The organism is Microbacterium sp. SORGH_AS_0428 (assembly GCF_031453615.1).
GTDB lineage: Bacteria > Actinomycetota > Actinomycetes > Actinomycetales > Microbacteriaceae > Microbacterium.
Genome location: NZ_JAVIZT010000001.1, coordinates 391,636 through 417,889 on the forward strand (window position 1 = coordinate 391,636; position 26,254 = coordinate 417,889).

General features: G+C 68.4%; 22 protein-coding genes. 10 read left to right on the plus strand and 12 right to left on the minus strand.

Going from position 1 to position 26,254, the window contains the following annotated elements:
• Positions 1-13: 13 nt before the first annotated feature.
• Both QE374_RS01995 and zapE read right to left on the minus strand, forming a co-directional pair.
• Positions 14-1,240 carry an ammonium transporter gene (locus tag QE374_RS01995; protein WP_309731736.1) on the minus strand — a complete coding sequence of 409 codons (1,227 nt, stop codon included), beginning with the start codon at positions 1,238-1,240 and terminating at the stop codon, positions 14-16.
• A 194-nt stretch (positions 1,241-1,434) separates the two neighbouring features.
• Positions 1,435-2,469, minus strand: a complete 1,035-nt coding sequence (zapE, locus tag QE374_RS02000) for a cell division protein ZapE (protein WP_309731738.1) — start codon at positions 2,467-2,469, stop codon at positions 1,435-1,437.
• A gap of 122 nt (positions 2,470-2,591) precedes the next feature.
• On the opposite strand from zapE, the gene QE374_RS02005 reads away from it, so the two are divergent.
• The 3 genes from QE374_RS02005 to QE374_RS02015 are packed head-to-tail and all read left to right on the plus strand — an operon-like array spanning position 2,592 to position 4,672.
• Entirely contained in the window at positions 2,592-3,494 is a 903-nt protein-coding gene (locus tag QE374_RS02005) for a sulfurtransferase (protein ID WP_309731740.1), read from the plus strand.
• A 24-nt stretch (positions 3,495-3,518) separates the two neighbouring features.
• Positions 3,519-3,959 (plus strand): SufE family protein, encoded by a 441-nt coding sequence (locus tag QE374_RS02010; protein WP_309731741.1) that lies wholly within the window; start codon positions 3,519-3,521, stop codon positions 3,957-3,959.
• Between the two features lie 2 nt (positions 3,960-3,961).
• On the plus strand, positions 3,962-4,672 hold the full coding sequence (locus tag QE374_RS02015; protein WP_309731743.1) for a dihydrofolate reductase family protein: 711 nt from the start codon (positions 3,962-3,964) through the stop codon (positions 4,670-4,672).
• On the opposite strand, the gene QE374_RS02020 is transcribed toward QE374_RS02015, so the two are convergent.
• Positions 4,641-5,864 carry an alpha/beta fold hydrolase gene (locus QE374_RS02020; RefSeq protein WP_309731745.1) on the minus strand — a complete coding sequence of 408 codons (1,224 nt, stop codon included), beginning with the start codon at positions 5,862-5,864 and terminating at the stop codon, positions 4,641-4,643. The two genes, QE374_RS02015 and QE374_RS02020, sit on opposite strands and share 32 nt — an antisense overlap.
• Before the next feature lie 25 nt (positions 5,865-5,889).
• On the opposite strand from QE374_RS02020, the gene QE374_RS02025 reads away from it, so the two are divergent.
• The 4 genes from QE374_RS02025 (at position 5,890) to QE374_RS02040 (ending at position 11,098) form a co-directional block, all read left to right on the plus strand.
• On the plus strand, positions 5,890-6,477 hold the full coding sequence (locus QE374_RS02025; protein ID WP_309731747.1) for a DUF3000 domain-containing protein: 588 nt from the start codon (positions 5,890-5,892) through the stop codon (positions 6,475-6,477).
• Positions 6,470-7,666, plus strand: a complete 1,197-nt coding sequence (locus tag QE374_RS02030) for an HRDC domain-containing protein (RefSeq protein WP_309731749.1) — start codon at positions 6,470-6,472, stop codon at positions 7,664-7,666. The genes QE374_RS02025 and QE374_RS02030 overlap by 8 nt, the downstream gene beginning before the upstream one ends.
• 73 nt (positions 7,667-7,739) lie before the next feature.
• A complete protein-coding gene (locus QE374_RS02035) occupies positions 7,740-8,945 on the plus strand; it encodes a thiolase family protein (protein ID WP_309731751.1) in 1,206 nt (401 codons plus the stop codon).
• Between the two features lie 8 nt (positions 8,946-8,953).
• Positions 8,954-11,098 (plus strand): 3-hydroxyacyl-CoA dehydrogenase NAD-binding domain-containing protein, encoded by a 2,145-nt coding sequence (locus QE374_RS02040; RefSeq protein ID WP_309736572.1) that lies wholly within the window; start codon positions 8,954-8,956, stop codon positions 11,096-11,098.
• Between the two features lie 54 nt (positions 11,099-11,152).
• On the opposite strand, the gene dxs is transcribed toward QE374_RS02040, so the two are convergent.
• The 6 genes from dxs to dut all read right to left on the minus strand — a co-directional run bounded on the left by dxs (position 11,153) and on the right by dut (position 18,398).
• Positions 11,153-13,111, minus strand: coding sequence for a 1-deoxy-D-xylulose-5-phosphate synthase (dxs, locus tag QE374_RS02045; RefSeq protein WP_309731752.1), 1,959 nt, complete (start codon positions 13,109-13,111; stop codon positions 11,153-11,155).
• 29 nt (positions 13,112-13,140) lie between these two features.
• Positions 13,141-13,512, minus strand: coding sequence for a DUF2200 domain-containing protein (locus QE374_RS02050; protein ID WP_309731753.1), 372 nt, complete (start codon positions 13,510-13,512; stop codon positions 13,141-13,143).
• Positions 13,513-13,586: 74 nt separating this feature from the next.
• Complete coding sequence (locus QE374_RS02055; protein ID WP_309731755.1) at positions 13,587-16,421, minus strand: aconitate hydratase; 2,835 nt, start codon at positions 16,419-16,421, stop codon at positions 13,587-13,589.
• Positions 16,422-16,561: 140 nt separating this feature from the next.
• Positions 16,562-17,350 carry a DUF3159 domain-containing protein gene (locus QE374_RS02060; RefSeq protein WP_309731757.1) on the minus strand — a complete coding sequence of 263 codons (789 nt, stop codon included), beginning with the start codon at positions 17,348-17,350 and terminating at the stop codon, positions 16,562-16,564.
• Positions 17,347-17,946: a DUF3710 domain-containing protein gene (locus tag QE374_RS02065; RefSeq protein ID WP_309731759.1), complete on the minus strand. Its 600-nt coding sequence runs from the start codon at positions 17,944-17,946 to the stop codon at positions 17,347-17,349. Before QE374_RS02065 ends, QE374_RS02060 begins: the two co-directional genes overlap by 4 nt.
• Positions 17,943-18,398, minus strand: coding sequence for a dUTP diphosphatase (gene dut, locus QE374_RS02070; protein ID WP_309731761.1), 456 nt, complete (start codon positions 18,396-18,398; stop codon positions 17,943-17,945). Before dut ends, QE374_RS02065 begins: the two co-directional genes overlap by 4 nt.
• 21 nt (positions 18,399-18,419) lie before the next feature.
• On the opposite strand from dut, the gene QE374_RS02075 reads away from it, so the two are divergent.
• Entirely contained in the window at positions 18,420-18,890 is a 471-nt protein-coding gene (locus tag QE374_RS02075; RefSeq protein WP_309731762.1) for a DUF3093 domain-containing protein, read from the plus strand.
• On the opposite strand, the gene QE374_RS02080 is transcribed toward QE374_RS02075, so the two are convergent.
• On the minus strand, positions 18,865-19,158 hold the full coding sequence (locus tag QE374_RS02080; protein WP_137416906.1) for a DUF4193 domain-containing protein: 294 nt from the start codon (positions 19,156-19,158) through the stop codon (positions 18,865-18,867). The two genes, QE374_RS02075 and QE374_RS02080, sit on opposite strands and share 26 nt — an antisense overlap.
• A 213-nt stretch (positions 19,159-19,371) precedes the next feature.
• On the opposite strand from QE374_RS02080, the gene sepH reads away from it, so the two are divergent.
• The gene (sepH, locus tag QE374_RS02085; RefSeq protein ID WP_309731765.1) at positions 19,372-20,391 is read left to right on the plus strand and encodes a septation protein SepH; all 1,020 of its coding nucleotides are present in this window, start codon (positions 19,372-19,374) and stop codon (positions 20,389-20,391) included.
• Between the two features lie 5 nt (positions 20,392-20,396).
• On the opposite strand, the gene QE374_RS02090 is transcribed toward sepH, so the two are convergent.
• Positions 20,397-21,518 carry an alkaline phosphatase family protein gene (locus QE374_RS02090; protein WP_309731766.1) on the minus strand — a complete coding sequence of 374 codons (1,122 nt, stop codon included), beginning with the start codon at positions 21,516-21,518 and terminating at the stop codon, positions 20,397-20,399.
• A gap of 54 nt (positions 21,519-21,572) precedes the next feature.
• Between QE374_RS02090 and QE374_RS02095 the strand changes: the two genes are divergently transcribed.
• On the plus strand, positions 21,573-24,032 hold the full coding sequence (locus QE374_RS02095) for a DNA topoisomerase IV subunit A (RefSeq protein WP_309731768.1): 2,460 nt from the start codon (positions 21,573-21,575) through the stop codon (positions 24,030-24,032).
• Between the two features lie 120 nt (positions 24,033-24,152).
• Here QE374_RS02095 and QE374_RS02100 read toward each other — a convergent pair whose 3' ends face one another.
• Entirely contained in the window at positions 24,153-26,231 is a 2,079-nt protein-coding gene (locus tag QE374_RS02100; RefSeq protein WP_396653308.1) for a type IIA DNA topoisomerase subunit B, read from the minus strand.
• Positions 26,232-26,254: the final 23 nt, after the last annotated feature.

Sequence of the window (26,254 nt, forward strand, 5' to 3'; positions counted from 1 at the left end):
TGGAAACGATGTGTCAGGACTGCTCGGCGAGCGAGTAGCCCTCCTCGCCGTGAACCGTGGAGTCCACGCCCGCGAGCTCGTCCTCGTTCTTGATGCGGAAGCCGATGGTCTTCTCGATCGCGAAGCCGATGATCCAGGCGACGACGAAGGAGTAGACGAGCACGCCCACCGCGGCGATGACCTGCAGCACGAGCTGCTCGTAGTTGCCGCCGACGAACAGGCCGGTCTCGGTCGCGAAGAAGCCGAGGTAGATCGTTCCGATCAGACCGCCGACGAGGTGGATGCCGACCACATCGAGCGAGTCGTCGTAGCCGAGCTTCCACTTCAGCTCGATCGCGAGGGCACAGACGGCACCGGTGACGACACCGAGCAGCAGGGCCCAGCCGGGCGTGAGGTTGGCGCACGAGGGGGTGATGGCGACGAGACCGGCGACGGCACCCGAGGCGGCGCCCACCGAGGTGGCCTTGCCGTCCTTCAGCTTCTCGACGACGAGCCAACCGATGATGGCCGCCGCGGTGGCGCCCAGCGTGTTGATGATGATGAGGCCGACCGAGGAGTCCTCGGTGCCGAGCAGGCCGAAGGTGCCCTCAGCGCCGGCGTTGAAGCCGAACCAGCCGAACCACAGGATCGCCGCACCGAGCATGACGAGCGGCACGTTGTGGGGCTTGGTGATGCCCTTCTGGAAGCCGATGCGCTTGCCGAGGACGAGCGCGAGCGCGAGCGCCGCGGCGCCGGCGTTGATGTGCACGGCGGTACCACCGGCGTAGTCGATGACCGAGGTCGAGAAGCCGAGGGTCTCCCCCAGCTTCATGACCCAGCCGCCACCCCAGACCCATGCTGCGACGGGGAAGTAGACGACGGTGGCCCAGACGCCGGCGAAGATCATCCAGGCGCCGAACTTGGCGCGGTCGGCGATCGCACCGGAGATCAGGGCGACGGTGATGATCGCGAACGTCGCGCCGTAGGTGGCGCCGACGAGACCGTTGTCGTCGAGGCCGCCCAGACCGAAGTCGGAGAAAGGGTTGCCGGCGAACGACAACGGGCTTTCGACCGCGCTCATGTTGAACCCGTAGAGGATCCACAGAACGCTGACCAGGCCGAGCGCGCCGAAGCTCATCATCATCATGCTGACGACGCTCTTGGCCTTGACGAGTCCTCCGTAGAAGAACGCGACGCCCGGCGTCATGAAGAGCACAAGTGCCGTCGCAGCGACGGACCAGGCGAGATTTCCGCTATCCATGAAATTCCTCATCCATGTCGTGTTACTCGAGGTAATCCCAGGGCCGCAGATCGGGTCGCAGCTCCTCAGGACGTCCACAGTTTGTCGAGAAGGAGTTCCAGGGGTGCGCGAATGGTGTTTCGGCTGTGTTACAGCGAGCCCGCCACGGTAAACAACAGGTTTCCCCACACCGGGAACCCGCCAGGGATCGCGGCTCAGGAGTGGGTGAGAGCGATCAGCCGTGAGATGGCGCGCAGGTATTTCTTGCGGTAGCCGCCCGCCAGCATCTCCTCGCCGAAGACCTGGTCCAACGCCACGCCGGTGGCCCGCACCGGGAGCTGTGCGTCGTACGCGCGGTCGACGAAGGCGACGAAGCGAAGGGCCGCGGACTGATCGGTCAGCTGGTGCACGTCGCGCAGCCCGATGGTCGTCACGCCGTCGATGAGGCGGATGTAACGCGACGGGTGGACTTTCGCCAGATGGGCGATGAGGGCCGAGAACTCGTCATCGGAGACGACGCCGGCTCCGGCGGCCTCGGCGAGAGCGCCGTCGTAGGCGCCCGCGTCCAAGACGACCGCATGACCGTCCACCGCGCGCTGGCGGTAGTCGACGCCGTCGATCCTCAGCGTCTCGAACGAGGCCGACATCGCCTGGATCTCGCGCAGGAAGTCCTGCGCGGCGAAGCGCCCCTCACCGAGTGCGTTCGGCGGGGTGTTGGAGGTCGCAGCCAGCTTGGTGCCGGATGCGACGAGCTCGCCGAGCAGACGCGTCATCACCATCGTGTCGCCTGGATCGTCGAGTTCGAACTCGTCGATGCACAGCAGATCGGAGCCGCGGAACAGCTCGACCGTCTGCTGGTAGCCGAGCGCGCCGACCAGAGCCGTGTACTCGATGAACGACCCGAAATACTTCCGGCGCGCGGGCATCGCGTGATAGATCGATGCGAGCAGGTGGGTCTTGCCGACACCGAAGCCACCGTCGAGGTAGACGCCGGGTTTGCGCTCGGGTGCGCGGGGAGCACGGCGGAACAGGCCGCGCTTGGGCGCCTCCACCACCGCGCCGGCGAACTCACGAAGAGTCTGCTTCGCCTCGGCCTGCGAGGGGAAGGCTTCGTCCGCGCGGTACGTGTCGAAACTCGCGTCCGCGAACTGGGGCGGAGGCACGAGGGAGGCGACCATGTCGGCACCGGTCACCTGCGGAGACCGCTCGGCGAGGTGCACGAATGCGTTCTGATGAGCGGGCGAAGTCATGCGGGATCCTGTGTCACACGGTTACGGAGCGGATGCGGGCGCGGCGACGCGAACCTAGGCTCGGTCGGGCGACGTGCTCACTTTACGTGCTCGGTCGCGCCCCGACTGAACAGGAGTTCCCCGTGCCCGTCGACCTCGATGCCTCGTCCGAGAAGTTCGCCGCCTACGCGCACCCCGAGCGACTCGTCACCACCCAGTGGCTCCAGGAGCGTCTGGGCACGCCCGGACTCGTGGTCGTCGAGTCGGATGAGGACGTGCTGCTGTACGAGACCGGGCACATCCCCGGCGCGGTCAAGGTGGACTGGCACACCGAGCTGAACGATCCCGTCGTGCGCGATTACGTCGACGGCAACGGATTCGCCGAGCTCCTCGGCCGCAAGGGCATCTCGCGCGACGACACCGTCGTCATCTACGGCGACAAGAACAACTGGTGGGCGGCATACGCGCTCTGGGTGTTCTCGTTGTTCGGCCACGAGGATGTGCGTCTGCTCGACGGCGGCCGTGACCGCTGGATCGCAGAGGGTCGGGAGATCACGACCGAGCCGGCGGACCGCGCGCGCACCGAGTACCCCGTCATCGAGCGCGACGACAGCGTCCTGCGCGCCTACAAAGAGGATGTGCTCGCTCATCTGGGGCATCCGTTGATCGACGTTCGGTCACCCGAGGAGTACTCGGGTGAGCGCACCAGCGCTCCCGCCTACCCGGAGGAGGGCGCACTGCGTGCCGGCCACATCCCCTCTGCGCAGAGTGTGCCGTGGGCACGCGCGGTCGCCGAGGACGGCACGTTCAAGACGCGCACGGACCTGGACGCGATCTACCGCGGTGAGGCGGGCCTGACCGACGGCGAGCCGATCGTCGCATACTGCCGGATCGGGGAGCGCTCCAGTCACACCTGGTTCGTCCTGAAGCACTTGCTCGGCTTCGAGGATGTCCGCAACTACGACGGGTCCTGGACCGAGTGGGGCAGCGCGGTGCGCGTGCCCATCGTCACCGGTGCCGAGCCGGGCGAGGTGCCCGGCCGCTAGACGCCGCGTGCGAGAATGTCGCGGATGACCGACAGCGCCCTCCCCGAGAAGCTCGCCGAGATCCGCGAGGACTTCCTCGCCCTCGCCGAACCCGAACGCCTGCAGCTGCTTCTGGAGTTCTCGCAGGAGCTCCCGCCGATCCCGTCGGAGTACGAGGGACATCCGGAGTTGTGCGAGCGCGTGGCCGAGTGCCAGTCCCCCGTGTACATCGTCGTCGATGTGGATGAGGACGGCATCGTCGCGATGCACGCCACCGCTCCGGCGGAGGCTCCCACGACCCGCGGCTTCGCCAGCATCCTGGCACAGGGGCTGACCGGCCTCACCGTCGCGGACGCCCTCGCGGTTCCTGACGACTACCCGCAGAGCCTGGGCCTGACCCGCGCGGTCTCTCCCCTGCGCATCGCAGGGATGACGGGGATGCTCCTGCGCGCCAAGCGACAGATCCAACGCAAGAGCGGCACCTGAGCATGTACCTCACGCGTGTGATCCCCCGCCCCATCGAACGCATAGACGCCGGCGATGACGCCGGGCTGGCCTGGCTCCGCGCCGAGTACGAGCCGGATGCCGAGCGGTCGGTGCGGCTCAACATGATCACGTCGTTGACGGGTTCGGCGACGGGCACGGACGGTACGAGCGACACGCTCTCGAGTCCCGTCGATCGCCGCATCCTCGGGGTGATCCGCGGGTGGAGCGATGTCGTGGTGGTGGGCGCGCAGAGCGTACGCGCCGAGCGATATGTCGTGCCCAAACGCACCCGACTGGCGATCGTCACACGAACGGGACGGCTCGAAGGCCACCAGCTGGCGCCGGATGATGACACCGCCCGCGTCTTCCTCGTCTGCGCCGAGCGCGATGCCGACACCGTGAGAGGCAACAGCGAGAGTCTGGGTCTCGACGTCATCGCCGTACCCGGCGACGATCTCCAGCCGTCCCGCGTCATCTCGGCCTTCGCGGACCGCGGATGGCTGCGTGTCGTCTGCGAGGGAGGGCCCACGCTCGCCTCGCAGTTCGCTCAGGCAGGCGTCATCGATGAGTTCTGCGTCTCCGTCGCGCCGCAGCTCGTGCCGGCGACCGCGCCGTTCATCCATGTTCCGGACGGTCACGCGCTGGGTGCTCCACACGGCCTGCTCGTCGACGACTCCGGCTTCAGCTATCTGCGGGCTCGGCCGTCGGTGTGAGGCCCTGCGCGCGCACCCAGTCGCGGATGCGATCGCTCCACCGCTGCTCGTCGTAGTTCCAGAGCTTCGTGTGGCGGGCCACCTCGAACACCTCGAGCTCGACGAGGTCGGGCCGCGCCTGACGAAGATCGTGCGATGCGTCCGAGGGCACGAAGCCGTCATCGTCGCTGTGCAGGATCAGGATCGGATCGCGAAGCTCGTCCGCGCGCGCGACGACATCCAGGCGATCGAACGGGATCGGTGTTCCGGTACGGGTGAACGCCGTGCCCCAGTCCGACTGGAGCGCTGAGATGGCGAGCTTGGTCACGGTGACAGGAAGCTTCATGAGGCCCGCCTGGTAGTCGAGCACGACGCGCCAGTCGATGACGGGCGAATCGAGTACGACACCGGCGATCATGTCCCGATGCGCCGAGCTGAGGGCCAGCTGCAGCGCGATCGCGCCTCCCATCGACCATCCCATGAGCAGGATGCGGCGGGCGCCGTTGCGGCGGGCGAAGCCGATCGCCGCATCGACATCGCGCCACTCCGTGGCACCCAGCCCGTAGGTGCCCGTGCGGCTGCGCGGTGCCTCGCCGTCGTTGCGGTACGACACGACGAGCGTGGTGAGGCCAAGGTTGTGCATGAGCGGAACGGCGCGAAGGCACTCCGCCCGGGTCGTGCCGCGGCCGTGGATCTGGATGCACCACAGGTCCGTGTCCTTCTCGGCCGGGAAGAGCCACGCGGGGCACGGCCCGACGGCCGAACCGATGAGCTGGGAGCTGAAGGGCAGCTGCAATTGCTCCGGGCGGTCGAAGTACCAGCCGCTGAACGCCGCCTCAGCGGAGAGCCGTGCGTCCTGACCGACGTGTGTCAGCAGCTTGCGCTTGACGCCCGCTTCATTCTCGGCCAGCACGCTGCCGAGCTTGACGTAGTCCTCGGTGCCGCGGGTGAACAGCCCGTAGCGCCCCGGCAGCTCGGTGTCGTCGTTGCGCTCGAGCGTGATCGTCTGCGACGCCGGATCGAGCGCCAGGATGCGGGTGTCGGCACGACGCCCGGCGGGCGTCACGACCTGACGGGCCACCCGGATGGCGACGGCTCCGATCAGGGCGGAGCACAGCGCGGTCGCAGTCGCGAGAGCGACGGCTGCGCCGCGGAAGAGGGCGAAGGCGGTGGGTGAGGCGCCATGGCGGGCGGCGCGCCTGGAGTCCAACATCGTGGCTTCACTCTAGTCTGTCGCCGTGCCCTCCGACCCAGCCGCACCCGCGTCTGCACTCGACGACGCCGTCGCGCGGATCCTCGAGGTGTCGTTCCGCGAGGACCTCGTCGTGCGTCAGATTCCCGCTCCGTCCGGAATCGCCCCGGCCTCGTTCGCGATGGCCGGCGATGTGCGCCCCGAGCCCGGCGAGCACGAGTCCGCTTTCGGCACGGGCCGCTTCCTTCTCCTCCACGACCCGTCCGAACCCGAGCCCTGGGACTCGCCGTGGCGCATCGTGTGCTTCGCACAGGCGCCTCTCGATACCGAGATCGGCACGGATCCGCTGGTGGCCGACGTCGCCTGGTCCTGGCTCCTCGACGCCCTGCAGACCCGCAGCGCGGGCTACCACGCCGCATCGGGCACGGCCACGAAGACCCTGTCCAAGGGGTTCGGTTCACTCGCCGCCGAGGGAGACGGTGCCCAGATCGAGCTGCGCGCGTCATGGTCCCCGGAGGGCGAGATCGAACGACACGTCGAAGCGTGGGCAGAATTGGTTTGCATGCTCGCCGGGCTTCCGCCCGGCTCGGAAGGGATCGCGCAGATCCGGGGAAGGGGTTCATCCCGTGCCTGAGTACTCCGTCATCGCCGACGAAGCAGAGTTCACGTCGGCGATCGAGAGACTCGCCGAGGGTGAAGGTCCGTTCGCTGTCGACGTGGAACGTGCATCCGGTTTCCGCTATTCACAGCGCGCGTACCTGGTGCAGATCTACCGGCGCGGGTCGGGTGTGTTCCTCATCGATCCGCCGGCCCTCTCCGACTTCTCCCCGCTGCAGGCCGTCCTCGGCACGGCTGACTGGGTGCTCCACGCTGCCAGCCAGGATCTGCCGTCGCTGCGAGAGCTGGGACTGGAGCCGCCGCACATCTTCGACACCGAGCTCGCCTCGCGGCTTCTCGGACACTCCCGCGTCGGGCTCGGTGCCGTCGTCGAGGACACGCTCGGCATCACTCTCGCCAAGGCGCACTCCGCGGCGGACTGGTCGACGCGTCCGCTCCCCCAGTCCTGGCTGGAGTACGCCGCGCTGGATGTGGTGCACCTGGTCGACGTGCGTGACGCGCTCGTGACTGAGCTGGCCGAGCAAGGAAAGACCGAGCTGGCCGAAGAGGAGTTCCAGGCCGTACTCGACCGGCCCGTCAAGCCGCCGCGCACGGACCCCTGGCGACGGTTGAGCGGCCTGCACACCCTCCGTGGGCGCCGCAATCTCGCCATCGCCCGCGCGTTGTGGCAGGCACGCGAAGATCTCGCCGTCGCGCAGGACGTGTCTCCGGGTCGCCTGGTGCCGGACCGCGCGCTCGTGGCGGCCGTCGCAGCCGCTCCGGACAGCAAGCGTGCTCTCGCCGCGGTGAAGGAGTTCACGGGCCGTGCCAGCCGGTCGGAGCTCGACCGGTGGTGGGCGGCCATCGAGGAGGGGCGCGCCGCGACGGATCTCCCTCTCGAGCGTGTCGGCAGCGACGCGCTGCCTCCGCCGCGGGCGTGGATCGACCGCAACCCCGAGGCCGACGCCCGCCTGAAGGCCGCTCGGCCGCTCGTCGAAGCACGCGCCGAGGAGCTGACCATGCCCACCGAGAACCTGTTGACTCCCGAACTGCTGCGCCGCGTCGCGTGGGAGCCGCCGACACCGATCGACGCGGACACCGTGGGGGAAGCCCTCCTCTCCCTGGGCGCCCGCCGCTGGCAGGTGCGAGAAACCGCACAGGTGATCGCCGATGCTTTTGTGGCTTCCGTGCAATCGGTCGAGAACGCGGCGGAGGACGCTTCGTAGGTTCGATCCAACCGGTTTTTTCCGGCCCCGAGCCCCTCCTACGTTGGAGGAAACCCCGATCATTGGAGGCAGAGTGGCCGAGATTTCGGACGTCTTCTTCGTCGACGGCATGCGTACGCCCTTCGGGCGCGCCGGCGAGAAGGGCATGTACTGGAACACCCGCGCGGACGATCTGGTGGTCAAGACGATCATCGGCGTCATGGAGCGCAATCCGCAGGTCCCCGCGGACCGCATCGATGATGTCGCCATCGCCGCGACCAGCCAGACGGGCGACCAGGGACTCACCCTCGGCCGCTCGGCGGCGATCCTGGCAGGTCTGCCGATGACGGTTCCCGGCTTCGCGATCGACCGCATGTGCGCCGGCGCCATGACCAGCGTCACGACGATGGCCGGCTCGATCGGCGTCGGGATGTACGACGTCGCGCTCGCCGGGGGTGTCGAGCACATGGGGCATCACCCCATCGGCGCCAACGCCGACCCGAACCCGCGGTTCGTCGCCGAGCGGATGGTCGACCCGGGAGCGCTCAACATGGGCGTGACCGCGGAGCGCATCTTCGACCGCTTCCCGCATCTGACGCGCGAACGCAGCGACATGTTCGGGATGCTCAGCCAGCACAAGGCGCAGGCGGCGTACGAGAACGGCAGGTTCCAGCCCGACCTCGTGCCCGTGGCGATCAAGGACGCCGACGGTGCGTGGGGCCTCGCGACCGAGGATGAGGGACGACGCCCCGAGACGACGCTCGAGCAGCTCGCGACTCTGAAGACCCCGTTCCGTCCCCATGGTCGCGTGACGGCCGGCACGTCGTCACCGCTCACCGACGGCGCGACGATGGGCCTGCTGGCCGGCGGCGGGGCGGTGAAGGAACTCGGCCTGCAGCCGAAGATGCGCCTCGTCTCGTTCGCCTTCGCCGGTGTGCAGCCGGAGATCATGGGCATCGGGCCGATTCCGGCGACGGAGAAGGCCCTGCGCAAGGCGGGACTGACGATCGACGACATCGGCCTGTTCGAGCTGAACGAGGCCTTCGCGATCCAGGTGATCTCCCTGCTCGACCACTTCGGGATCGCCGACGACGACCCGCGCGTGAACCCCTGGGGCGGCGCCATCGCGCTCGGGCACCCGCTGGCCGCATCCGGCGTGCGTCTGATGATCCAGCTCGCCGCGCAGTTCCGTGAGCGGCCCGACGTCCGCTATGGACTCACCGCGATGTGCGTGGGACTGGGGCAGGGCGGCTCGGTCATCTGGGAGAACCCGTTCTTCGACGGCAAGAAGCGGAAGTGAGTGCCACCATGACCGACTACGACGCGATCGATTTCTCCCCGCTCGACCAGTTCAGCGGCGACGAGGTCGTCACCCACTCCCCCGTGCGCGACATCCGGCTGCCCTCGGGCAAGGTGCTGGCGCTCATCACACTCGACAACGGCCGGGATCACACCCGACCGAACACCCTCGGCCCCGCGACGCTGAAGGAGCTCGGCGACACGCTGTCCGCACTCGCCTCGCGCGCAGCGGCCGGCGAGATCCATGCCGTCGGCATCACGGGCAAGCAGTACATCCTTGCTGCGGGAGCCGACCTCTCCGATGTCTCGAAGGTCCCGTCACGGGATGCCGCCAAGCTCATTGCGCAGCGCGGCCACCAGGTGCTGGGTCGCCTTGCGGAGCTCGGCGTGCCGTCTTTCGCCTTCGTGAACGGCCTCGCGCTCGGCGGCGGCGTCGAGATCGCACTCAACTCCACGTACCGCACGGTGGATGCGTCCGCAGCCGCGATCGCGTTGCCCGAGGTGTTCCTGGGCATCATCCCGGGTTGGGGCGGTTCGTACCTGCTGCCGAACCTCATCGGCATCGAGAAGGCGCTCGAGGTCGTCATCTCGAACCCGCTGAAGCAGAACCGCACGCTCAAGCCCCGCCAGGCGTACGAACTCGGGATGTTCGACGCCATCTTCTCCCCCGCGAACTTCCTCGAGGAGTCTCTCGCCTGGGCCGACGGTGTCATCGGTGGCGCGATCAAGGTCGAGCGCAAGAACGAGCCCGGCAAGATCGAGCGTCTCACGAAGTGGCCGATCGCGATCAAGGTGGCTCGCGGCATGCTGGAGAGCCGGATCGGCACGGTCCCGCGCTCGCCTTACGTCGCGCTCGAGCTCCTCGACAAGGCCAAGGGGGGAACCAGGGCCGAGGGCTTCGCGCGCGAGGACGAGGCGCTGGCGGATCTCGTCGTCGGCGACCAGTTCGCGGCCTCGATGTATGCCTTCGATCTCGTGCAGAAGCGCGCGAAACGCCCCGTGGGCGCGCCGGACAAGACGCTCGCGAAGAAGGTCACCAAGGTCGGCGTCATCGGCGCGGGCCTCATGGCCAGTCAGTTCGCGCTGCTGTTCGTGCGCAAGCTCCGCGTGCCCGTCCTCATCACCGACATCGACCAGGCGCGGGTCGACAAGGGGGTGGCCCACATCCACGAGGAGATCGGCAAGCTCGAGGCGAAGGGGCGTCTGGACGCGGACGCCGCCAACCAGCTGCGCGGACTCGTGACCGGCACGACCGACAAATCGCAGTACGCGGACTGCGACTTCGTCATCGAGGCGGTCTTCGAGGAGGTCGGTGTCAAGCAGCAGGTGTTCGCGGAGATCGAGTCGATCGTGGCCGAAGACGCGATCCTCGCGACCAACACCTCGTCGCTCTCGGTCACCGAGATCGGGTCCAAGCTCGCGCACCCCGAGCGCTTGGTGGGCTTCCACTTCTTCAACCCGGTGGCCGTCATGCCGCTCATCGAGGTGGTCAAGACCGAAGCGACCTCGGATGCGGCGTTGTCCACTGCCTTCGTCGTGGCCAAGGGTCTCGGAAAGAACGCTGTGCTCACCGCCGACGCTCCCGGCTTCGTCGTCAACCGGCTCCTGGCGAAGGTCATGGGCGAAGCGGCACGCGCCGTCTACGAGGGCACGCCGCTGCTCACCGTCGAGAAGGCATTCGCTCCGCTGGGGCTGCCGATGACGCCGTTCCAGCTCATCGATCTGGTGGGCTGGAAGGTTGCGGCGCACGTGCAGGACACGATGGCGCATGCCTTCCCCGACCGGTTCTTCGCGTCGGAGAACTTCCACAAGCTGGCCGAGCTGGCGGAGATCGTCGAGAAGGACAAGAGCGGACGTGTCACGGGCTGGACGAAGGCCGCCGAGAAGGTGTTGAAGCCCGCTGTCGGCACGACACCTGTCGCGGAGGCGGAGATCCTCCGCCGCGTGCAGGACGGCCTGGCGCAGGAGATCCGCATCATGCTGGACGATGCGGTCGTCCCGGAGGTGCAGGACATCGATCTGTGCCTCATCCTCGGCGCGGGCTGGCCGTTCATCGACGGCGGGGCATCGCCGTACCTCGACAGAGAGGGCGCCTCCGAGCGCGTGTTCGGCGCGACGTTCCACACTCCGCCGATCCGCGGCGTCGGCGCCTGACTCACCGTCGAAGGGGCGGCTCACCGAACGGTGGGCCGCCCCTTCGACGTCGTGTCAGGAGCTGCGTGATCCGACGCCCTCGTCGTCCGGAACGCGGAGATCCGCCGCATCCTTCGACCCGCGGGCCACGGGGATCCGCGTGCCCAGCACCTGCGCGACCACATCCTGCGCGATCTTGGCGGCGGTGAGGCCTGCATCCGCGAGGATCTGGTCGCGGGAGGCATGGTCGATGAACTCGTCCGGGACTCCGAGTTCGTCGACGGCCGTGTCGACGCCGTTCTCACGGAGCACCTGACGGATGCGCGTGCCGATCCCGCCCACCCGGATGCCGTCCTCGATCGTGATCACGAGTCGGTGCGCGGCCGCCAGATCGACGAGTGAGCCCGCCACGGGGACGACCCATCGCGGATCGACGACGGTCGCACCGATGCCCTGCGCGGAGAGACGCTCGGCGACCTCCATCGCGGTATGCGCCATGGGGCCGATACCGATGATGAGCACGTCGGCCGCCTGGGGTTTCACGAGCACGTCGACGCCGTCGTCCAGACGCTCGACGGCGGGAAGCTCCGTGCCCACCGCGCCCTTCGGATATCGCAGCACGGTGGGACCGTCCGAGACCTCCACCGCCTCCGCCAGCTCCTCACGAAGACGCGCCGCGTCACGTGGTGCCGCGATCCGGATACGGGGCACCAGCTGCAGCATCGCAAGGTCCCAGATGCCGTGGTGACTCGGACCGTCGGGACCCGTGACGCCGGCGCGATCGAGGACGAACGTGACCCCGGCGCGGTGCAGCGCCACATCCATCAGCACCTGGTCGAACGCACGGTTCATGAACGTCGCGTAGACCGCGACGACGGGGTGCAGACCGCCGTACGCGAGACCTGCGGCCGACGCGGCCGCGTGCTGTTCGGCGATGCCGACGTCGTAGACCCGGTCCGGGAAGCGCTGCGCAAACGGCAGCAGGCCGGTGGGCCGCAGCATGGCCGCCGTGACGGCGATCACATCGGAGCGCTCCGCTCCGATGCGCGTGAGCTCCTCCGCGAACACGTCGGTCCACGCGGTCCCCGCGTCCGCGCCGAGCGTCGCACCCGTCACCGGGTCGATGCGGCCGACCGCGTGGAACTGGTCGGCCTCGTCCTCCACGGCGGGCTGGTAGCCGCGGCCCTTCTCCGTGATCGTGTGGACGATCACGGGAGCGCCGTAGTTCTTCGCGAGCTCGAGCGTCTCGAGCAGCGCCCGGATGTCGTGACCGTCGATCGGGCCCAGATACTTGATGTCGAGGTTGGAGTAGAGCGCCTCGTTGTTGGTGAACCGCGAGAGGAAGCCCCGCGTGCCGCCGCGCACGCCGCGATAGAACGCCCGCGCGGCCGGACCCAGACGGGTGATGAGATTGCGGGACCCGCGATGCAGACTCTGGTAGGCGTCGGCGGTGCGCACGCGGTTGAGGTAGCGCGCCATGCCGCCGATCGTCGGCGCATACGAACGGCCGTTGTCGTTGACGACGATGACCAGGTTCCGATCGTTGTCATCGGAGATGTTGTTGAGCGCTTCCCAGGTCATTCCGCCCGTGAGGGCACCGTCACCGACAACGGCGACGACGTGACGGTCGCGCCGGCCGGTCTGGGCGAAGGCACGGGAGATGCCGTCGGCCCAGCTGAGCGAACTGGAGGCGTGGGAGGACTCGACGATGTCATGCTCGCTCTCCGAACGCTGCGGATACCCGGCGAGGCCGCCGCGTGAGCGCAGCGCGGAGAAGTCCTGCCGGCCCGTGAGCAGCTTGTGCACGTACGACTGGTGTCCCGTGTCGAAGACGATGGGGTCGTTCGGCGAGTCGAAGACACGGTGCAGCGCGATGGTGAGCTCCACCACCCCGAGATTCGGTCCGAGATGCCCGCCGGTGCGGGCCACATTCTCGATGAGGAACGCACGGATCTCCCCGGCGAGCTCTTCGAGCTGAGCGGTCGTCAGGGTGCGCAGATCGCTCGGCCGGCTCACGTCGGACAACAACGACATATCTGTTCCCTTCCTCTCGGGCGAGGCCGTCATGATCGGGTCCGCCGGGCGCCTGCGGACTCCTGCCGCAATACCCTCGCCATCGGACGCCCCTTCGCGAGTTCATCGACGAGTTTGTCGAGATACCGGATCCGCTGCATGAGGGGATCGTCGATCTCCTCCACCCGAATGCCGCAGATCACCCCGGTGATCCGGTCGACATGCGGGTTGAGGTGCGCCAGAGCGAAGAAGTCCTCGAGACTCGTGCGCTCGGCGAGGTGGCGCGAGATCTCCTCGTCATCAAACCCCGTGAGCCAACGGATGACCTCGTCGAGCTCGGCGCTCGTGCGCCCCTTCCGCTCGATCTTCGCCGCATAGAGCGGATAGATGTCAGCGATCGGCGTCGCGAAGATCCGGCTCATCTCCACAGGTTAGCCGCTGCAGCAGAAGACGGGTCGGCCCCTTGCCAGGACCGACCCGTCTCAGGTGCGAACGCTCAGACGAGCGAGCGCAGCACGTACTGCAGGATGCCGCCGTTGCGGTAGTAGTCCGCCTCGCCGGGGGTGTCGATGCGCACCTTCGCCTCGAACGTGATCGTCTGCTTGCCCTCCGGCGAGAACTCGCTCGGCTCGGCCGTGACGGTCACCGTCTTGGGCGTGACGCCTTCGTTGAGCTTCTCCAGACCCGTGATCGAAACGATCTCGGTGCCGTCGAGGCCGAGCGACGACCAGCTCTCACCCTCCGGGAACTGCAGCGGGACCACGCCCATTCCGATCAGGTTCGAGCGGTGGATGCGCTCGAAGCTCTCGGTGATGACCGCCTTGACGCCGAGGAGGCTCGTGCCCTTGGCCGCCCAGTCGCGCGACGAGCCGGAGCCGTACTCCTTGCCGCCGAAAACCACGAGCGGCGTGCCCTGCGCGGCGTAGTTCTGGCAGGCGTCGTAGATGAACGACTGCGGACCACCGGGCTGCGTGAAGTCGCGCGTGTAACCGCCCTCGACGACCGCGCCGTCGTTGACCGCGCTGACGATCGCGTTCTTCAGGCGGATGTTCGCGAAGGTGCCGCGGATCATGACCTCGTGGTTTCCACGGCGCGAGCCGTAGGAGTTGAAGTCCTTCTGCGCGACGCCGTGCTCGGTCAGGTACTGCGCGGCAGGGGTGCCTGCCTTGATGTTGCCGGCCGGGCTGATGTGGTCGGTCGTGACCGAGTCACCCAGAGTCGCCATCACGCGCGCGCCGGTGATGTCGGAGACCGGGGTCAGCTCCATCGACATGCCGTCGAAGTACGGCGCCTTGCGCACATAGGTCGAGTCCGCATCCCACTCGAAGACCGGACCGGTGGGCGTGGGCAAGTTCCGCCAGCGGTCGTCGCCGTCGAAGACGGTCGCATACTGCTTGATGAACTGCTCACGCGAGATCGAGGTGTCGATGACGGCTTGGACCTCTTCAGTGGAGGGCCAGATGTCCTTGAGGAACACGTCCTCGCCGTTCTGGTCCTTGCCGAGCGGGTCGTTGTCGAAGTCGAAGTTCATCGAACCCGCCAGCGCGTAGGCCACCACGAGGGGCGGCGACGCGAGGTAGTTCATCTTCACGTCCGGGCTGATGCGGCCCTCGAAGTTGCGGTTGCCCGAGAGGACGGCCGTCACGGCGAGGTCGTTCTCGTTGATGGCCTCGGAGACCTCTTCGATCAGCGGACCCGAGTTACCGATGCAGATGGTGCAGCCGTAGCCGACGGTGTAGAACCCGAGACCCTCGAGCGACTTGTCGAGGCCCGACTTCTCGTAGTAATCCGTGACGACCTTGGAGCCGGGGCCGAGCGTCGTCTTGACCCAGGGCTTGCGCGTCAGACCCTTCTCGACGGCCTTCTTCGCGAGCAGGCCCGCCGCCATCATGACCGAAGGGTTGGACGTGTTGGTGCAGGACGTGATCGCCGCGAGGGTGACCGCGCCGTTGTCGAGGACGTACGGAGCCCCCTCCGGCGGCGTGACCTTCACGGGCTTGGACGCCGCCGCCGGTCCGCCGCTGGAGATCAGGATCTCGCCGGTGTGCACGTGCTCGTCGCCGGGCACGGGGCCGGGGTCGGACGCGGGGAACGACTGGTCGCCCTCGAGGTCGACGATCGAGTCCGACGTGGACGCGGTCGCGTAGTTGAGGATGTCCTTCTCGAACTGAGCCTTCGCCTCCGACAGCAGGATGCGGTCCTGGGGACGCTTGGGGCCGGCGATCGAGGGGACGACCGTGGCGAGGTCGAGCTCCATGTACTCGCTGAAGACCAGTTCGCGCGACGGGTCGTGCCAGAGGGACTGCTCCTTGGCGTACGCCTCGACGAGCGCGATCGCCTCGTCGCTGCGACCGGTGAGGCGCAGGTAGTCGAGGGTCACGTCGTCGATCGGGAACATCGCGGCCGTGGAGCCGAACTCCGGGCTCATGTTGCCGATCGTCGCGCGGTTGGCCAGCGGGACGGAGGCGACGCCTTCGCCGTAGAACTCGACGAACTTGCCCACGACGCCGTGCTTGCGCAGCATGTCGGTGATCGTCAGGACGACGTCGGTCGCGGTGACGCCGGCGGGGATCTCACCGGTGAGCTTGAAGCCGAGGACGCGCGGGATGAGCATGGAGACGGGCTGACCGAGCATGGCGGCCTCTGCCTCGATGCCGCCGACGCCCCAACCGAGCACGCCGAGGCCGTTGACCATCGTGGTGTGCGAGTCGGTGCCGACACAGGTGTCGGGGTACGCGCGCAGCACGCCGTCGACCGAGCGGTCGTAGATGACCTTGGCGAGGTGCTCGATGTTCACCTGGTGGACGATGCCGGTGCCGGGCGGGACGACCTTGAAGTCGTCGAAGGCGGTCTGACCCCAGCGCAGGAACTGGTAGCGCTCGCCGTTGCGCTCGTACTCGATCTCGACGTTGCGCTCGAGCGCGTTCTCGGACCCGAAGAGGTCGGCGATGACCGAGTGGTCGATGACCATCTCGGCGGGCGAGAGCGGGTTGATGCGGTTCGGGTCACCGCCGAGCGCGGTGACGGCCTCACGCATCGTGGCGAGGTCGACGATGCAGGGCACACCCGTGAAGTCCTGCATCACGACGCGAGCGGGCGTGAACTGGATCTCGGTGTCGGGTTCCGCATCCGGGTTCCACGAACCGAGAGCCTGGATCTGCTCCTTCGTCACGTTGGCGCCGTCTTCGGTGCGCAGCAGGTTCTCCAGGAGGACCTTGAGGCTGAAGGGGAGCTTCTCGTAACCGGCGACCGTGTCGATACGGAAGATCTCGTAGTCGGTGCTGCCGACCGTCAGGGTGCTTTTCGCACCGAAGCTGTCAACCGTGGACACGTCTGTCTCCTTCGTCGGCGTTCACGGGCGTCGTCGCGGGGCCCGATCTGCCCATCTTCCCCGCGTCCGGAAGGGGTTGCTAGGAAGGTAAGCCTTACCCCGTCGCCCGGAAATTTATCTCGATGTCGAGATAAATAGTATCACCGGGCGCCGGAGTCCTCCGCGTCGGACACGGCGTCGGTTCGCGGGTAGCACGCCCGGACGACGAGCCATGTCACCGCGAGCAGAGGGGCGAACAGCGGGAGCCCCATGGCGATCTTCAGCACACCGAGTGTGGTCACATCCCCGGCGAGATAGAAGGGCAGCTGGACCGCCAGCTTCGTGAAGAAGAACAGACCCCAGACCAGCGTGAGCCAGAAGAAGGTCCGGCGCTTGCGCCGATCGGCTCGCCACGCGGTCGCTTCACCCATGAGCCACCCTGCGGCAAGCCCGATGATGGGCCAGCCGATGAAGGCAGAGACGAGGAAGGCAGTGCCGTAACCGCCATTGATGAAGAACCCGAGCAGGAAATTGTCTTCGCCGCGGCCGGTCCACAACGCGAGGCCGGCTGCAAGAGCTGCGGCGATCAGGCCACCCAGCGCCGGAGAGGCGTTGCTCCGCCAGATCAGCCGAACGACCGTGAACAATGCGGCGACACCCACCGACAGGGCGAGCGAGAGCGGAAGGTTCCCCGTCCCGGCCGCGGGGTCCTGCGTTGCCGTGAATGTGATCACGAACACGAGACTCGGGAGTACGGACTCGATGATGCCGCGCCAACCGCCGATGGCGTGCCACACCACATGACCGGTGCTCGCCTGCTGTGCCGGGTCCAGTCCCGCGCGTCGCGCCGCCGCCCCCAGCGCGGATCCGATGAGCTCGGATGCGCGGGGCTCGGCCGGAGCCGGCGGGTCGAGCGACGGCCGCTCGTCGCGCGTCTCGTCGGAGCTCACGCCGCGCCCGGGGTCGCCGGCATCTTCAGGGGGATGAGGTCGCGCGGCGGCATCGGCGTGCCGCCGCGGACCACGACGAGCGACCGGAAGAGGTCCTCGATCTGGGCGGCGGCGTCGACGTTCGACGTCGCCGCTCCCCCGATCACGCCGCGCAGAAACCAGCGGGGGCCGTCGACGCCGACGAAGCGCGCGAGTCGCTTGGCGCCGCTGCTGGCATCACCGGCCACGACGACCGGCACCTCGGCGAGCAGCTCCGGACCGAGCGGGCCCTCTCGCTCCTCGACGCGTCCGCCCTGCTGACGCACCTGCTGGCGGATCTGCTCGCGGGTCTCCTCCCAGAGCCCGCTCGAGCGGGGCGCGGCGAACGGCTGCACCTGGAGCGTCGAGTCGGCGTAGTCGAGACCGACGGCGACGATGCGCTTGGTCTGCTCCTCGACCTCGAGCCGCAGGTTGAGCCCCTCGCGCGGCAGCACCTTGATCGCGCCCAGATCGATGTAGGGGCGCACAGGGTTCACCTCCGACTCGTCGAAGGGTCCCGCGGTCTCGCGGTCGATCGGAGCGCTCTTGCCGCTCGGTTCCAGAGATGCGTCGGTCATCGGGTCGTCCTCGCAGAAGTGTCGTATCCGGTGGAGCCGAAGCCCCCTTCGCCGCGCACGCTGGCGGGCAGCTCATCGACCGGGAGGAAGCGCACCGGCGGGATCGGAAGGACCACCAGCTGTGCGATCCGGTCGCCCGCCGAGACCTCGTAGGCCTCGGTGCGGTCGGTGTTCAGGAGCGCGACCTTGATCTCGCCGCGGTAGCCCGCATCCACGGTCCCGGGAGCATTGACCACGGTCACCCCGTGCTTGGCCGCCAACCCCGAACGAGGCATGACGAACGCCGCATACCCCTCGGGCAGCGCGATGCGCACGCCGGTGCCCACGAGAGCACGCTCTCCGGGCCCGAGTCGCACCCCCTCTGCGGCGATCAGGTCGGCACCCGCGTCGCCCGGGTGAGCGAACTCCGGGAGGACGGGCGCGATAATGGGGATGTCCACGCTTTCGGCCACCTCACGAGGGTAATGCAGAACATGACTTCCGACGTCGACTATCGCGAACGCCTGAGCCCCTCGCTGTGGACGCTCGTCGCCGCCGCGGTCTGCGCCCCCATGGTGGCGCTCGCCCTTTCCCCCGTCGACACCACTCTCGCGCTGGTGGCGGGCGTCGCGGTCGCGGCCCTGATCGTCTGGGCCCTGATGGCGGCCGCGCCTCGTGTCGAGGTCAGCGGTGGGGTGCTTCGTGCGGGCAGGGCCCACATCCCGGTCGACCTTCTGGGAGAGCCGGTCGCCTACTCGGGCGAGGACGCGCGGTTCGCGCGTGGCCGGGATGCCGACCCTCGGTCGTGGATGCTGGTGCGCGGCGGAATCGGTGGGGCGGTCGTCGTTCCCGTCGAGGATGCGGACGATCCGACACCGGCGTGGGTGGTGTCCTCTCGGACCCCCGACCGACTCGCCGCGGCGGTGCGCAGAGCGCAGGTCAGGCAGCGCACTCCACGCAGATAGCGCCGAGCGACTCCTCGTGGTCGATCTGTGAGCGGTGCTTCACGAGGAAGCAGCTGACGCAGGTGAACTCGTCCTCCTGCGCGGGGAGCACGACGACGTCGAGCTCCAGGTCCGAAAGGTCGGCGCCGGGCAGCTCGAAGCCCGACGGGTTGTCGGCGTCCTCGACGTCGACGGCCCCGGACATCTTGTCCGGAACGCGCTCCTTGAGCGCTTCGATGGACTCGCTGTCGTCTTCGGTCTTGCGGGGGGCGTCGTAGTCCGTAGCCATTCTTCTCGTGTCTCTTGTCGCGTTGTGGATCTCCCGCCGTCGGGCAGGCGGCGATAGTTTGCATGACCGGGTGGCATTTAGCAAATGCGGATGCGTAGTGCTCGCATCGCGGTCGGCACGCATCGAAACTCGCGCCACGCCCCGGATATTCCCGCCCGCGGCGATGCCCTGTGTCAGCATGGGCCCACACGGCAGATGGGAGGCGTGTGTCGCATGGAACAACTCAGAGTGATCGGCACCGAAGACGGTGTGCTGGTGGTCTCCACCGAGTCCGGGCAGCGCTACTCCCTGGCCATCGATGAAGTGCTGCGCGCGGAGCTTCGTCGGGCACGCAAGGAGCGCGAGGAGCCCGCCAAGGCGAACCGCCCCAGCCCCCGCGAGATCCAGGCGCAGATCCGCGCCGGCCTGTCGGCGCGAGAGGTGGCCGAGGTGCTCGGCGCGACTCTCGAGGACGTCGTGCGGTTCGAGCCTCCCGTGCTCGCCGAACGCGAGTTCATCGTCGGGCAGGCGCTCGCGGTGCCGGTGCTGCTCGGGTCCGACTTCGACGGAGACAACCAGACGAGCTTCGGCGACGCCGTGCGCGCCAAGCTGGCCGAGGCGGGCGCGACGGGCGAGCGGTGGACGAGCTGGAAAGAGCCCACCGGATGGGTCGTCAAGCTGGGCTTCGTCGCCGGTGACGTCGAACGTGACGCGCGATGGAGCTTCGAGCCCCGGCGCAGCTCACTGTCGCCGCTGAACGCCGATGCCACCCAGCTCTCCCGTCAGGGTTCGCTCCCCGAGGGACTCATCCCGCGCCTGCGCGCACTCGACACCCCCGGCATCAAGGACGACACGCGCTTCGACAGCGGTGCGTTCGGCCCCCGCCACGACGCGAGCGAGCGTCCGACTCTTCCGGCGCCGGCGAGCCCCGCGGTGCAGGATGCGGCCATCAAGCGCGCCCCCGAGGCTGTGCAGACCTCGGCCGAGACGGCGGACCTGCTGGAAGCCCTGCGTCGCCGGCGCGGCCAGCGCACCCCCGCTCCCGCGTCGGAGACTCCCGAGGAGCCGACCCGGTCTCCCTCGCCTGTCGCCCTCTTCGACGCACTGGAGCCGGGCTACACCGAGACGAGCGATCCCGCACCGGCGGAGACCTCCCGCAGTGAACCTTCATCTGACGCGGGGCGCCGCAAGGGTCGCACCTCGATGCCCTCGTGGGACGAGATCGTCTTCGGAGCCCGTTCCGACGAGAGCTGAGAGCGCTAGGCGGCGAAGCCGCCCACGCCGATGAGGGGGACGACGCGCTCCTCCGTGGTGAGCGAGCCGTGCTGGCCGACCATGTGCTGCGCCGAGGTGTCGGCGAGGCGACCGTCGTAGTAGGCGACACGACCGCGCGCCGCCACCATCACATCGCCGATGCGCGCGGCGACCTCGGCGGAGACGGTTTCACCGAACAGCCCGGCGGCGATCGCCTCCTCCCGCGTGAACACCCACGCCGTCGGTTCGTCCCGCCAGGCGCGGATCAAGGAATGCTCGTCACCCGGGTGCGCATAGAGGTGCAGCATCCGGGGTTCCCCCGCGATCGCCGCAGCGGTATCGAGACGCGGGTCGCCGTCGGCCATGACGATCTGACGGTGCCGCGGAACGTCGACCATGCCGTGGTCCGCGGTCACGACGACCCCGACGCCTGCGCCGGCGCCCGTATGCAGGCGGCGCGCCGCCGCATCCACCGCTTCGAGCGCAGCGGTCCACCGATCCGACGCGACACCGTGCCGGTGTCCGGCCGCGTCGAGCTCGGGAGCGTAGAGGTAGACGATCGTTCCCGGCGTGCCGCGGGCTTCGGTGATCGCGCGCTCGACGCGGTCGTCCAGCCTCTTCTCGCCGACGTTCTCCGCCCCTCGGAGGGTCGCCTCGGTGAAACCCGTACCGGCATACTCGGGCTTCGAGACGACGACCCAGCGGTGAGCCGCATCCGTCGCGCTGAGCGGAGCGACCTTCGGCCACATGAGCGGGTCCAGAGCGCGAGCGCCCCAATCGGTGAGCTGGTTGTGGACGAGCCCGGTCAGGGGATCGCGGGCGCGGTAGCCGACGAGTCCGTGCTCGCCGACATCGGATGCGGTGAGCAGGCTCGTCAGGGCGGCCGCCGTCGTGCTCGGGAAGACCGAGGTAGCGACGCGCTTCTTGCCGCGGTGCTCGGCGAGGAAACGGGCGTAGGCGAGGTTCTCCGCGAGGTTGGCGGCGCCCAGTCCGTCGACGACGAACACGATGAGGCTCTGCACGGTGGGCCACCGAACGGAACGGCCGTCGAGAGCCGCGATCGCGTCGGGCAGCACACCGGTGAGCCTCGGGGCGCCGGAAGGGTCCGCCGGTAGGCTGAGGGTCATCGGGCCCAGTCTCGCATACCCGCGCCAGGCCCTTTCCGACCCGAGGTGTTCTGCATGTCCCGAGCCACGTCCGATTCCGCGCCCGCCGAGGAAGGCCGCATCGAAGACATCGACCTGTCTGCCGAGATGCAGGGGTCCTTCCTCGAGTACGCGTACTCGGTCATCTACTCGCGCGCCCTTCCGGACGCGCGCGATGGGCTCAAGCCGGTGCAGCGACGCATCCTGTTCCAGATGGCCGACATGGGCCTGCGCCCTGACCGCGGGCATGTGAAGAGCGCCCGCGTCGTCGGCGAGGTCATGGGAAAGCTCCATCCCCACGGCGACTCCCCCATCTACGACGCGCTCGTGCGCCTCGCCCAGGACTTCGCACTGCGGGTGCCGCTGGTCGACGGCCACGGGAACTTCGGTTCTCTCGATGACGGTCCGGCCGCCGCCCGCTACACGGAGGCGCGTCTGGCACCGGCCGCGCTCGCGCTCACCGAGAACCTCGACGAGGACGTCGTCGACTTCATCCCCAACTACGACGGCCAGTTCCAGCAGCCCGAGGTCCTCCCCGCCGCGTTCCCCAACCTGCTCGTCAACGGCACGACCGGCATCGCCGTCGGCATGGCGACCAACATGGCGCCGCACAACCTGAACGAGGTCGTCGCCGCCGCCATCCACCTGCTCGACAACCCCGACGCCACGCTCGAAGAGCTCATGGAGTTCGTCCCGGGTCCTGATCTGCCCGGCGGCGGAGTCATCGTCGGCCTCGACGGCATCAAGGACGCATACGCCCAGGGACGTGGGAGCTTCCGCACGCGGGCCAAGGTGTCGGTCGAGTCGCTCGGCCCCCGGCGCACGGGTCTGGTCGTGACCGAGCTGCCGTACATGGTGGGTCCCGAGCGCGTGATCGAGAAGATCAAGGACGCCGTCAACGCGAAGAAGCTCACGGGCATCGCGGATGTGGCGGACTTCACCGACCGCAACCACGGGCTGCGCCTGGTCATCACGATCAAGACGGGTTTCGATCCCCAGGCCGTCCTCGACCAGCTCTACCGCCTGACGCCGCTGGAGGACTCCTTCGGCATCAACAACGTCGCCCTCGTCGACGGTCAGCCCCAGACGCTCGGGCTGAAGCCCCTGCTGCGCGTCTATCTCGACCACCGGATCTCGGTGGTCACGCGCCGCAGCCGCTACCGCCTCGCGCGCAAGCAGGAACGACTGCACCTCGTCGAGGGCCTGCTCATCGCGATCCTCGACATCGATGAGGTCATCCAGGTCATCCGCTCTTCGGACGACAGCGAGCAGGCGCGCACCCGCCTGATCGAGGTGTTCGATCTCTCACAGCTGCAGGCGGAGTACATCCTCGAGCTGCGCCTGCGACGCCTGACCCGCTTCTCGCGCATCGAGCTCGAGACCGAGCGCGACCAGCTGCGCGCCGACATCGCGGCGCTCGAAGAGCTGCTCGGCAGCGACGTCCTCCTGCGCGCACAGGTCGCTCGCGAGCTGGAGGCCGCATCCGACACGTACGGCACGCCGCGTCGCACTCTGCTGCTGAACGGCGGCCCTGTCACGCCTCGAGGCGCGAAAGCAGCGGCCGCTGCCGACCTGCAGATCGCCGATGCGCCCTGCCGCGTGTTCCTGACCGCGACCGGTCGGATGCTGCGGGCCGAGCTCATTGCTGATGCGATCGACGGCGGCATCGTGCCCCCCGCTCGGCGCAGCAAGCACGACGCCATCCGCAGCGCAGTGGATGCGACCGTCCGCGGCGACGTGGGAGCGGTCACCAGCGCCGGACGCCTCGTGCGCTTCTCCCCCGTCGACCTCCCCTCGGTTCCGGGGAACAGCGTGCAGCCCGCGGCCGGAGCGAAGGCCGATCAGTACCTCGGTCTCGGTGCGAACGAGCACATCCTCGCGCTCGTACCGCTCGATGCGTCCGCCCCGATCGCGCTGGGTACGGCGCACGGCGTCGTCAAGCGCGTCGCCGTCACCGAGCTGGCCCCGGGCAAGCCGGACGCGGAGATCATCGCCCTGAAGCCCGGCGACCGCGTCGTCGGCGCGGCTCTGGCACCCGACGACGTCGAACTCGTCTTCGTGAGTTCGGACGCGCAGCTGCTGCGTTTCGACGCATCCGCGGTGCGCCCCCAGGGCAAGAGCGCCGGCGGCATGGCCGGCATCCGACTCGCCGAGGGCGCCAAGGTGATCATGTTCACCGCCGTCGCCGCGACCGAGGACTCTGTGGTCGTGACGATCGCGGACTCGTCGCAGGCACTCGCCGGCACAGCCGGCGGCAGCGGGAAGGTCTCGGTGCTCGCGGAGTTCCCCGCGAAGGGACGCGCGACCGGAGGAGTGCGCGCGCAGCGTTTCCTGAAGGGCGAGGACACCCTCATGCTCGCGTGGGTCGGCGATCGGCCACGCGCCGTCGGTCCCGACGGCGCCGTGCGCACGCTCCCCGAGGCGGGCGCGAAGCGCGACGCATCCGGTCAGCCGTTCGACGACGTGATCGGCGCCGTCGGCACCCCGATCGCCTGATCCCCTCCTTCACACCGCGAGACTGCATTCCGCGCACGAGATCACGGGTATTACCCGTGATCTCGTACGAAAGATGCAGTCTCGTGGGAAAGGGACGAAAGAGCGGACGGATGCGGTGGGTCAGGCGTCGATGGATTCGCGCGAGAGCCGGTCGCTCGAGGTGACGATGAAGTCGCGGCGCGGGGCGACCTCGTTGCCCATCAGAAGCTCGAAGGCCTCATTCGCGCGGGTGGCCGCATCCGCGTCCTCCACGGTCACGCGTCGGAGCATGCGACCGGCGCGGTCCATCGTCGTGGTGGCGAGCTGATCGGCGTCCATCTCACCCAGGCCCTTGTAGCGCTGCACGGGCTCCTGCCACCGCTTGCCGGCCTTCTGCAGCTTCGCCAGCAACGTGTGCAGCTCTTTCTCGCTGTACGTGTAGATCGTCTCGTTGGGCTTGGTGCCCGGGTTCATCACGACCACGCGGTGCAGCGGCGGCACGGCGGCAAACACCCGCCCGGCCTCGACGAGCGGACGCATGTAGCGGAAGAAAAGGGTGAGCAGAAGGGTGCGGATGTGAGCACCGTCGACGTCGGCGTCGCTCATGAGGATGACCTTGCCGTAGCGCGCGGCGTCGATGTCGAAGGAGCGGCCGGAGCCCGCACCGATCACCTGGATGATCGCGGCGCACTCGGCGTTGGAGAGCATGTCGCTGATCGATGCCTTCTGCACGTTGAGGATCTTGCCTCGGATCGGCAGCAGAGCCTGGTACTCGCTGTTGCGGGCCAGCTTCGCGGTGCCGAGGGCCGAGTCGCCCTCCACGATGAACAGCTCGGAGTCGGCGACCTCGTTCGTGCGGCAGTCCGCGAGCTTCGCGGGCAAGGACGAGGACTCGAGCGCGGACTTGCGACGCTGCGTCTCTTTGTGGGTGCGCGCGGAGATGCGTGCCTTCATCTCCGAGACGACCTTCTCCAGCACCTGTGCGGTCTGGTTCTTGTCGTCGCGCTTGGTGGAGGTGAACTTCGCCGTCAGCTCGCGCGAGACCACGTTGGCGACGATCTGGCGCACCGCCGGCGTACCGAGGATCTCCTTCGTCTGGCCTTCGAACTGCGGCTCCGGCAGGCGCACGGTGAGAACGACCGTGAGCCCCGCGAGGATGTCGTCCTTCTCCAGCTTGTCGTTGCCCACCTTGAGCCGACGGGCGTTCTGCTCCACCTGGCTGCGGATGACCTTCATCAGTCCGGCTTCGAAGCCTGCCTGATGCGTTCCGCCCTTCGGGGTCGAGATGATGTTCACGAACGAGCGCATTGTCGTGTCGTAGCCCGTCCCCCACCGCAGCGCGACGTCGACCTCGCACGAGCGCTCGAGTTCGGTCGGCACCATCGCGCCCGAAGGCTGCAGCACGGGAACCGTCTCGGTGAAGCTACCTTCGCCGGTCAGCCGCCAGGTGTCGGTGATCGGGGCATCGGGGGCCAGGAAGTCGGCGAACTCGGAGATGCCGCCGTCGAAGCGGTAGCTGGTCTCGACCCGCTGCTCACCGCGCTGATCGTCGACCACGATCTCGAGCCCGGGAACGAGGAACGCCGTCTGACGCACGCGCTGCACGAGCTCGTCGAGCCCGAAGGCCGCGTCCTTCGTGAAGATCTGCCGGTCCGCCCAGTAGCGGATGCGGGTTCCCGTGACTCCGCGCGGCGCCTTGCCCACGACGCGCAGCTCCGACGAGCGCTGATAGGGCGTGAAGGGTGCGTCCGGCGAATCACCGGCGAACATGCCGGGTTCGCCCCGGTGGAACGACATGGCGTAGGTCTTGCCGCCGCGGTCGACCTCGACGTCCAGGCGCTCAGACAACGCGTTCACGACAGAAGCCCCGACGCCGTGCAGACCTCCGGATGCGGCGTAGGAGCCGCCGCCGAACTTGCCGCCGGCGTGGAGCTTCGTGAAGACGACCTCGACACCGGTCAATCCGGTACGCGGTTCGACGTCGACGGGGATGCCGCGCGCACGGTCGCGCACCTCGACGCTGCCGTCGGCGTGGAGCAGGATGTCGATGCGCGAACCGTGCCCGGCGAGGGCCTCGTCGACGGAGTTGTCGATGATCTCCCACAGGCAGTGCATGAGACCGCGGGAGTCGGTGGAGCCGATGTACATGCCCGGGCGCTTGCGGACGGCCTCGAGCCCCTCGAGGACCTGCAGATGGTGGGCGGAGTATTCGGCAGTCACAATCCTCAAGGGTATCCGGGGCC

What these genes read in the sequence shown, in the direction of transcription:
- QE374_RS02080 (WP_137416906.1), bottom strand. Translation starts at nt 19,158, where the DNA reads ATGGCTACGGACTACGACGCCCCCCGCAAGACCGAAGACGACAGCGAG.
- QE374_RS02095 (WP_309731768.1), top strand. Translation starts at nt 21,573, where the DNA reads ATGTCCCGAGCCACGTCCGATTCCGCGCCCGCCGAGGAAGGCCGCATC.
- QE374_RS02090 (WP_309731766.1), bottom strand. Translation starts at nt 21,518, where the DNA reads ATGACCCTCAGCCTACCGGCGGACCCTTCCGGCGCCCCGAGGCTCACC.
- QE374_RS02010 (WP_309731741.1), top strand. Translation starts at nt 3,519, where the DNA reads ATGACCGACAGCGCCCTCCCCGAGAAGCTCGCCGAGATCCGCGAGGAC.
- zapE (WP_309731738.1), bottom strand. Translation starts at nt 2,469, where the DNA reads ATGACTTCGCCCGCTCATCAGAACGCATTCGTGCACCTCGCCGAGCGG.
- QE374_RS02050 (WP_309731753.1), bottom strand. Translation starts at nt 13,512, where the DNA reads ATGAGCCGGATCTTCGCGACGCCGATCGCTGACATCTATCCGCTCTAT.
- dxs (WP_309731752.1), bottom strand. Translation starts at nt 13,111, where the DNA reads ATGTCGTTGTTGTCCGACGTGAGCCGGCCGAGCGATCTGCGCACCCTG.
- QE374_RS02015 (WP_309731743.1), top strand. Translation starts at nt 3,962, where the DNA reads ATGTACCTCACGCGTGTGATCCCCCGCCCCATCGAACGCATAGACGCC.
- QE374_RS02075 (WP_309731762.1), top strand. Translation starts at nt 18,420, where the DNA reads ATGACTTCCGACGTCGACTATCGCGAACGCCTGAGCCCCTCGCTGTGG.
- QE374_RS02065 (WP_309731759.1), bottom strand. Translation starts at nt 17,946, where the DNA reads ATGACCGACGCATCTCTGGAACCGAGCGGCAAGAGCGCTCCGATCGAC.
- QE374_RS01995 (WP_309731736.1), bottom strand. Translation starts at nt 1,240, where the DNA reads ATGGATAGCGGAAATCTCGCCTGGTCCGTCGCTGCGACGGCACTTGTG.
- QE374_RS02040 (WP_309736572.1), top strand. Translation starts at nt 8,954, where the DNA reads ATGACCGACTACGACGCGATCGATTTCTCCCCGCTCGACCAGTTCAGC.
- QE374_RS02020 (WP_309731745.1), bottom strand. Translation starts at nt 5,864, where the DNA reads ATGTTGGACTCCAGGCGCGCCGCCCGCCATGGCGCCTCACCCACCGCC.
- sepH (WP_309731765.1), top strand. Translation starts at nt 19,372, where the DNA reads ATGGAACAACTCAGAGTGATCGGCACCGAAGACGGTGTGCTGGTGGTC.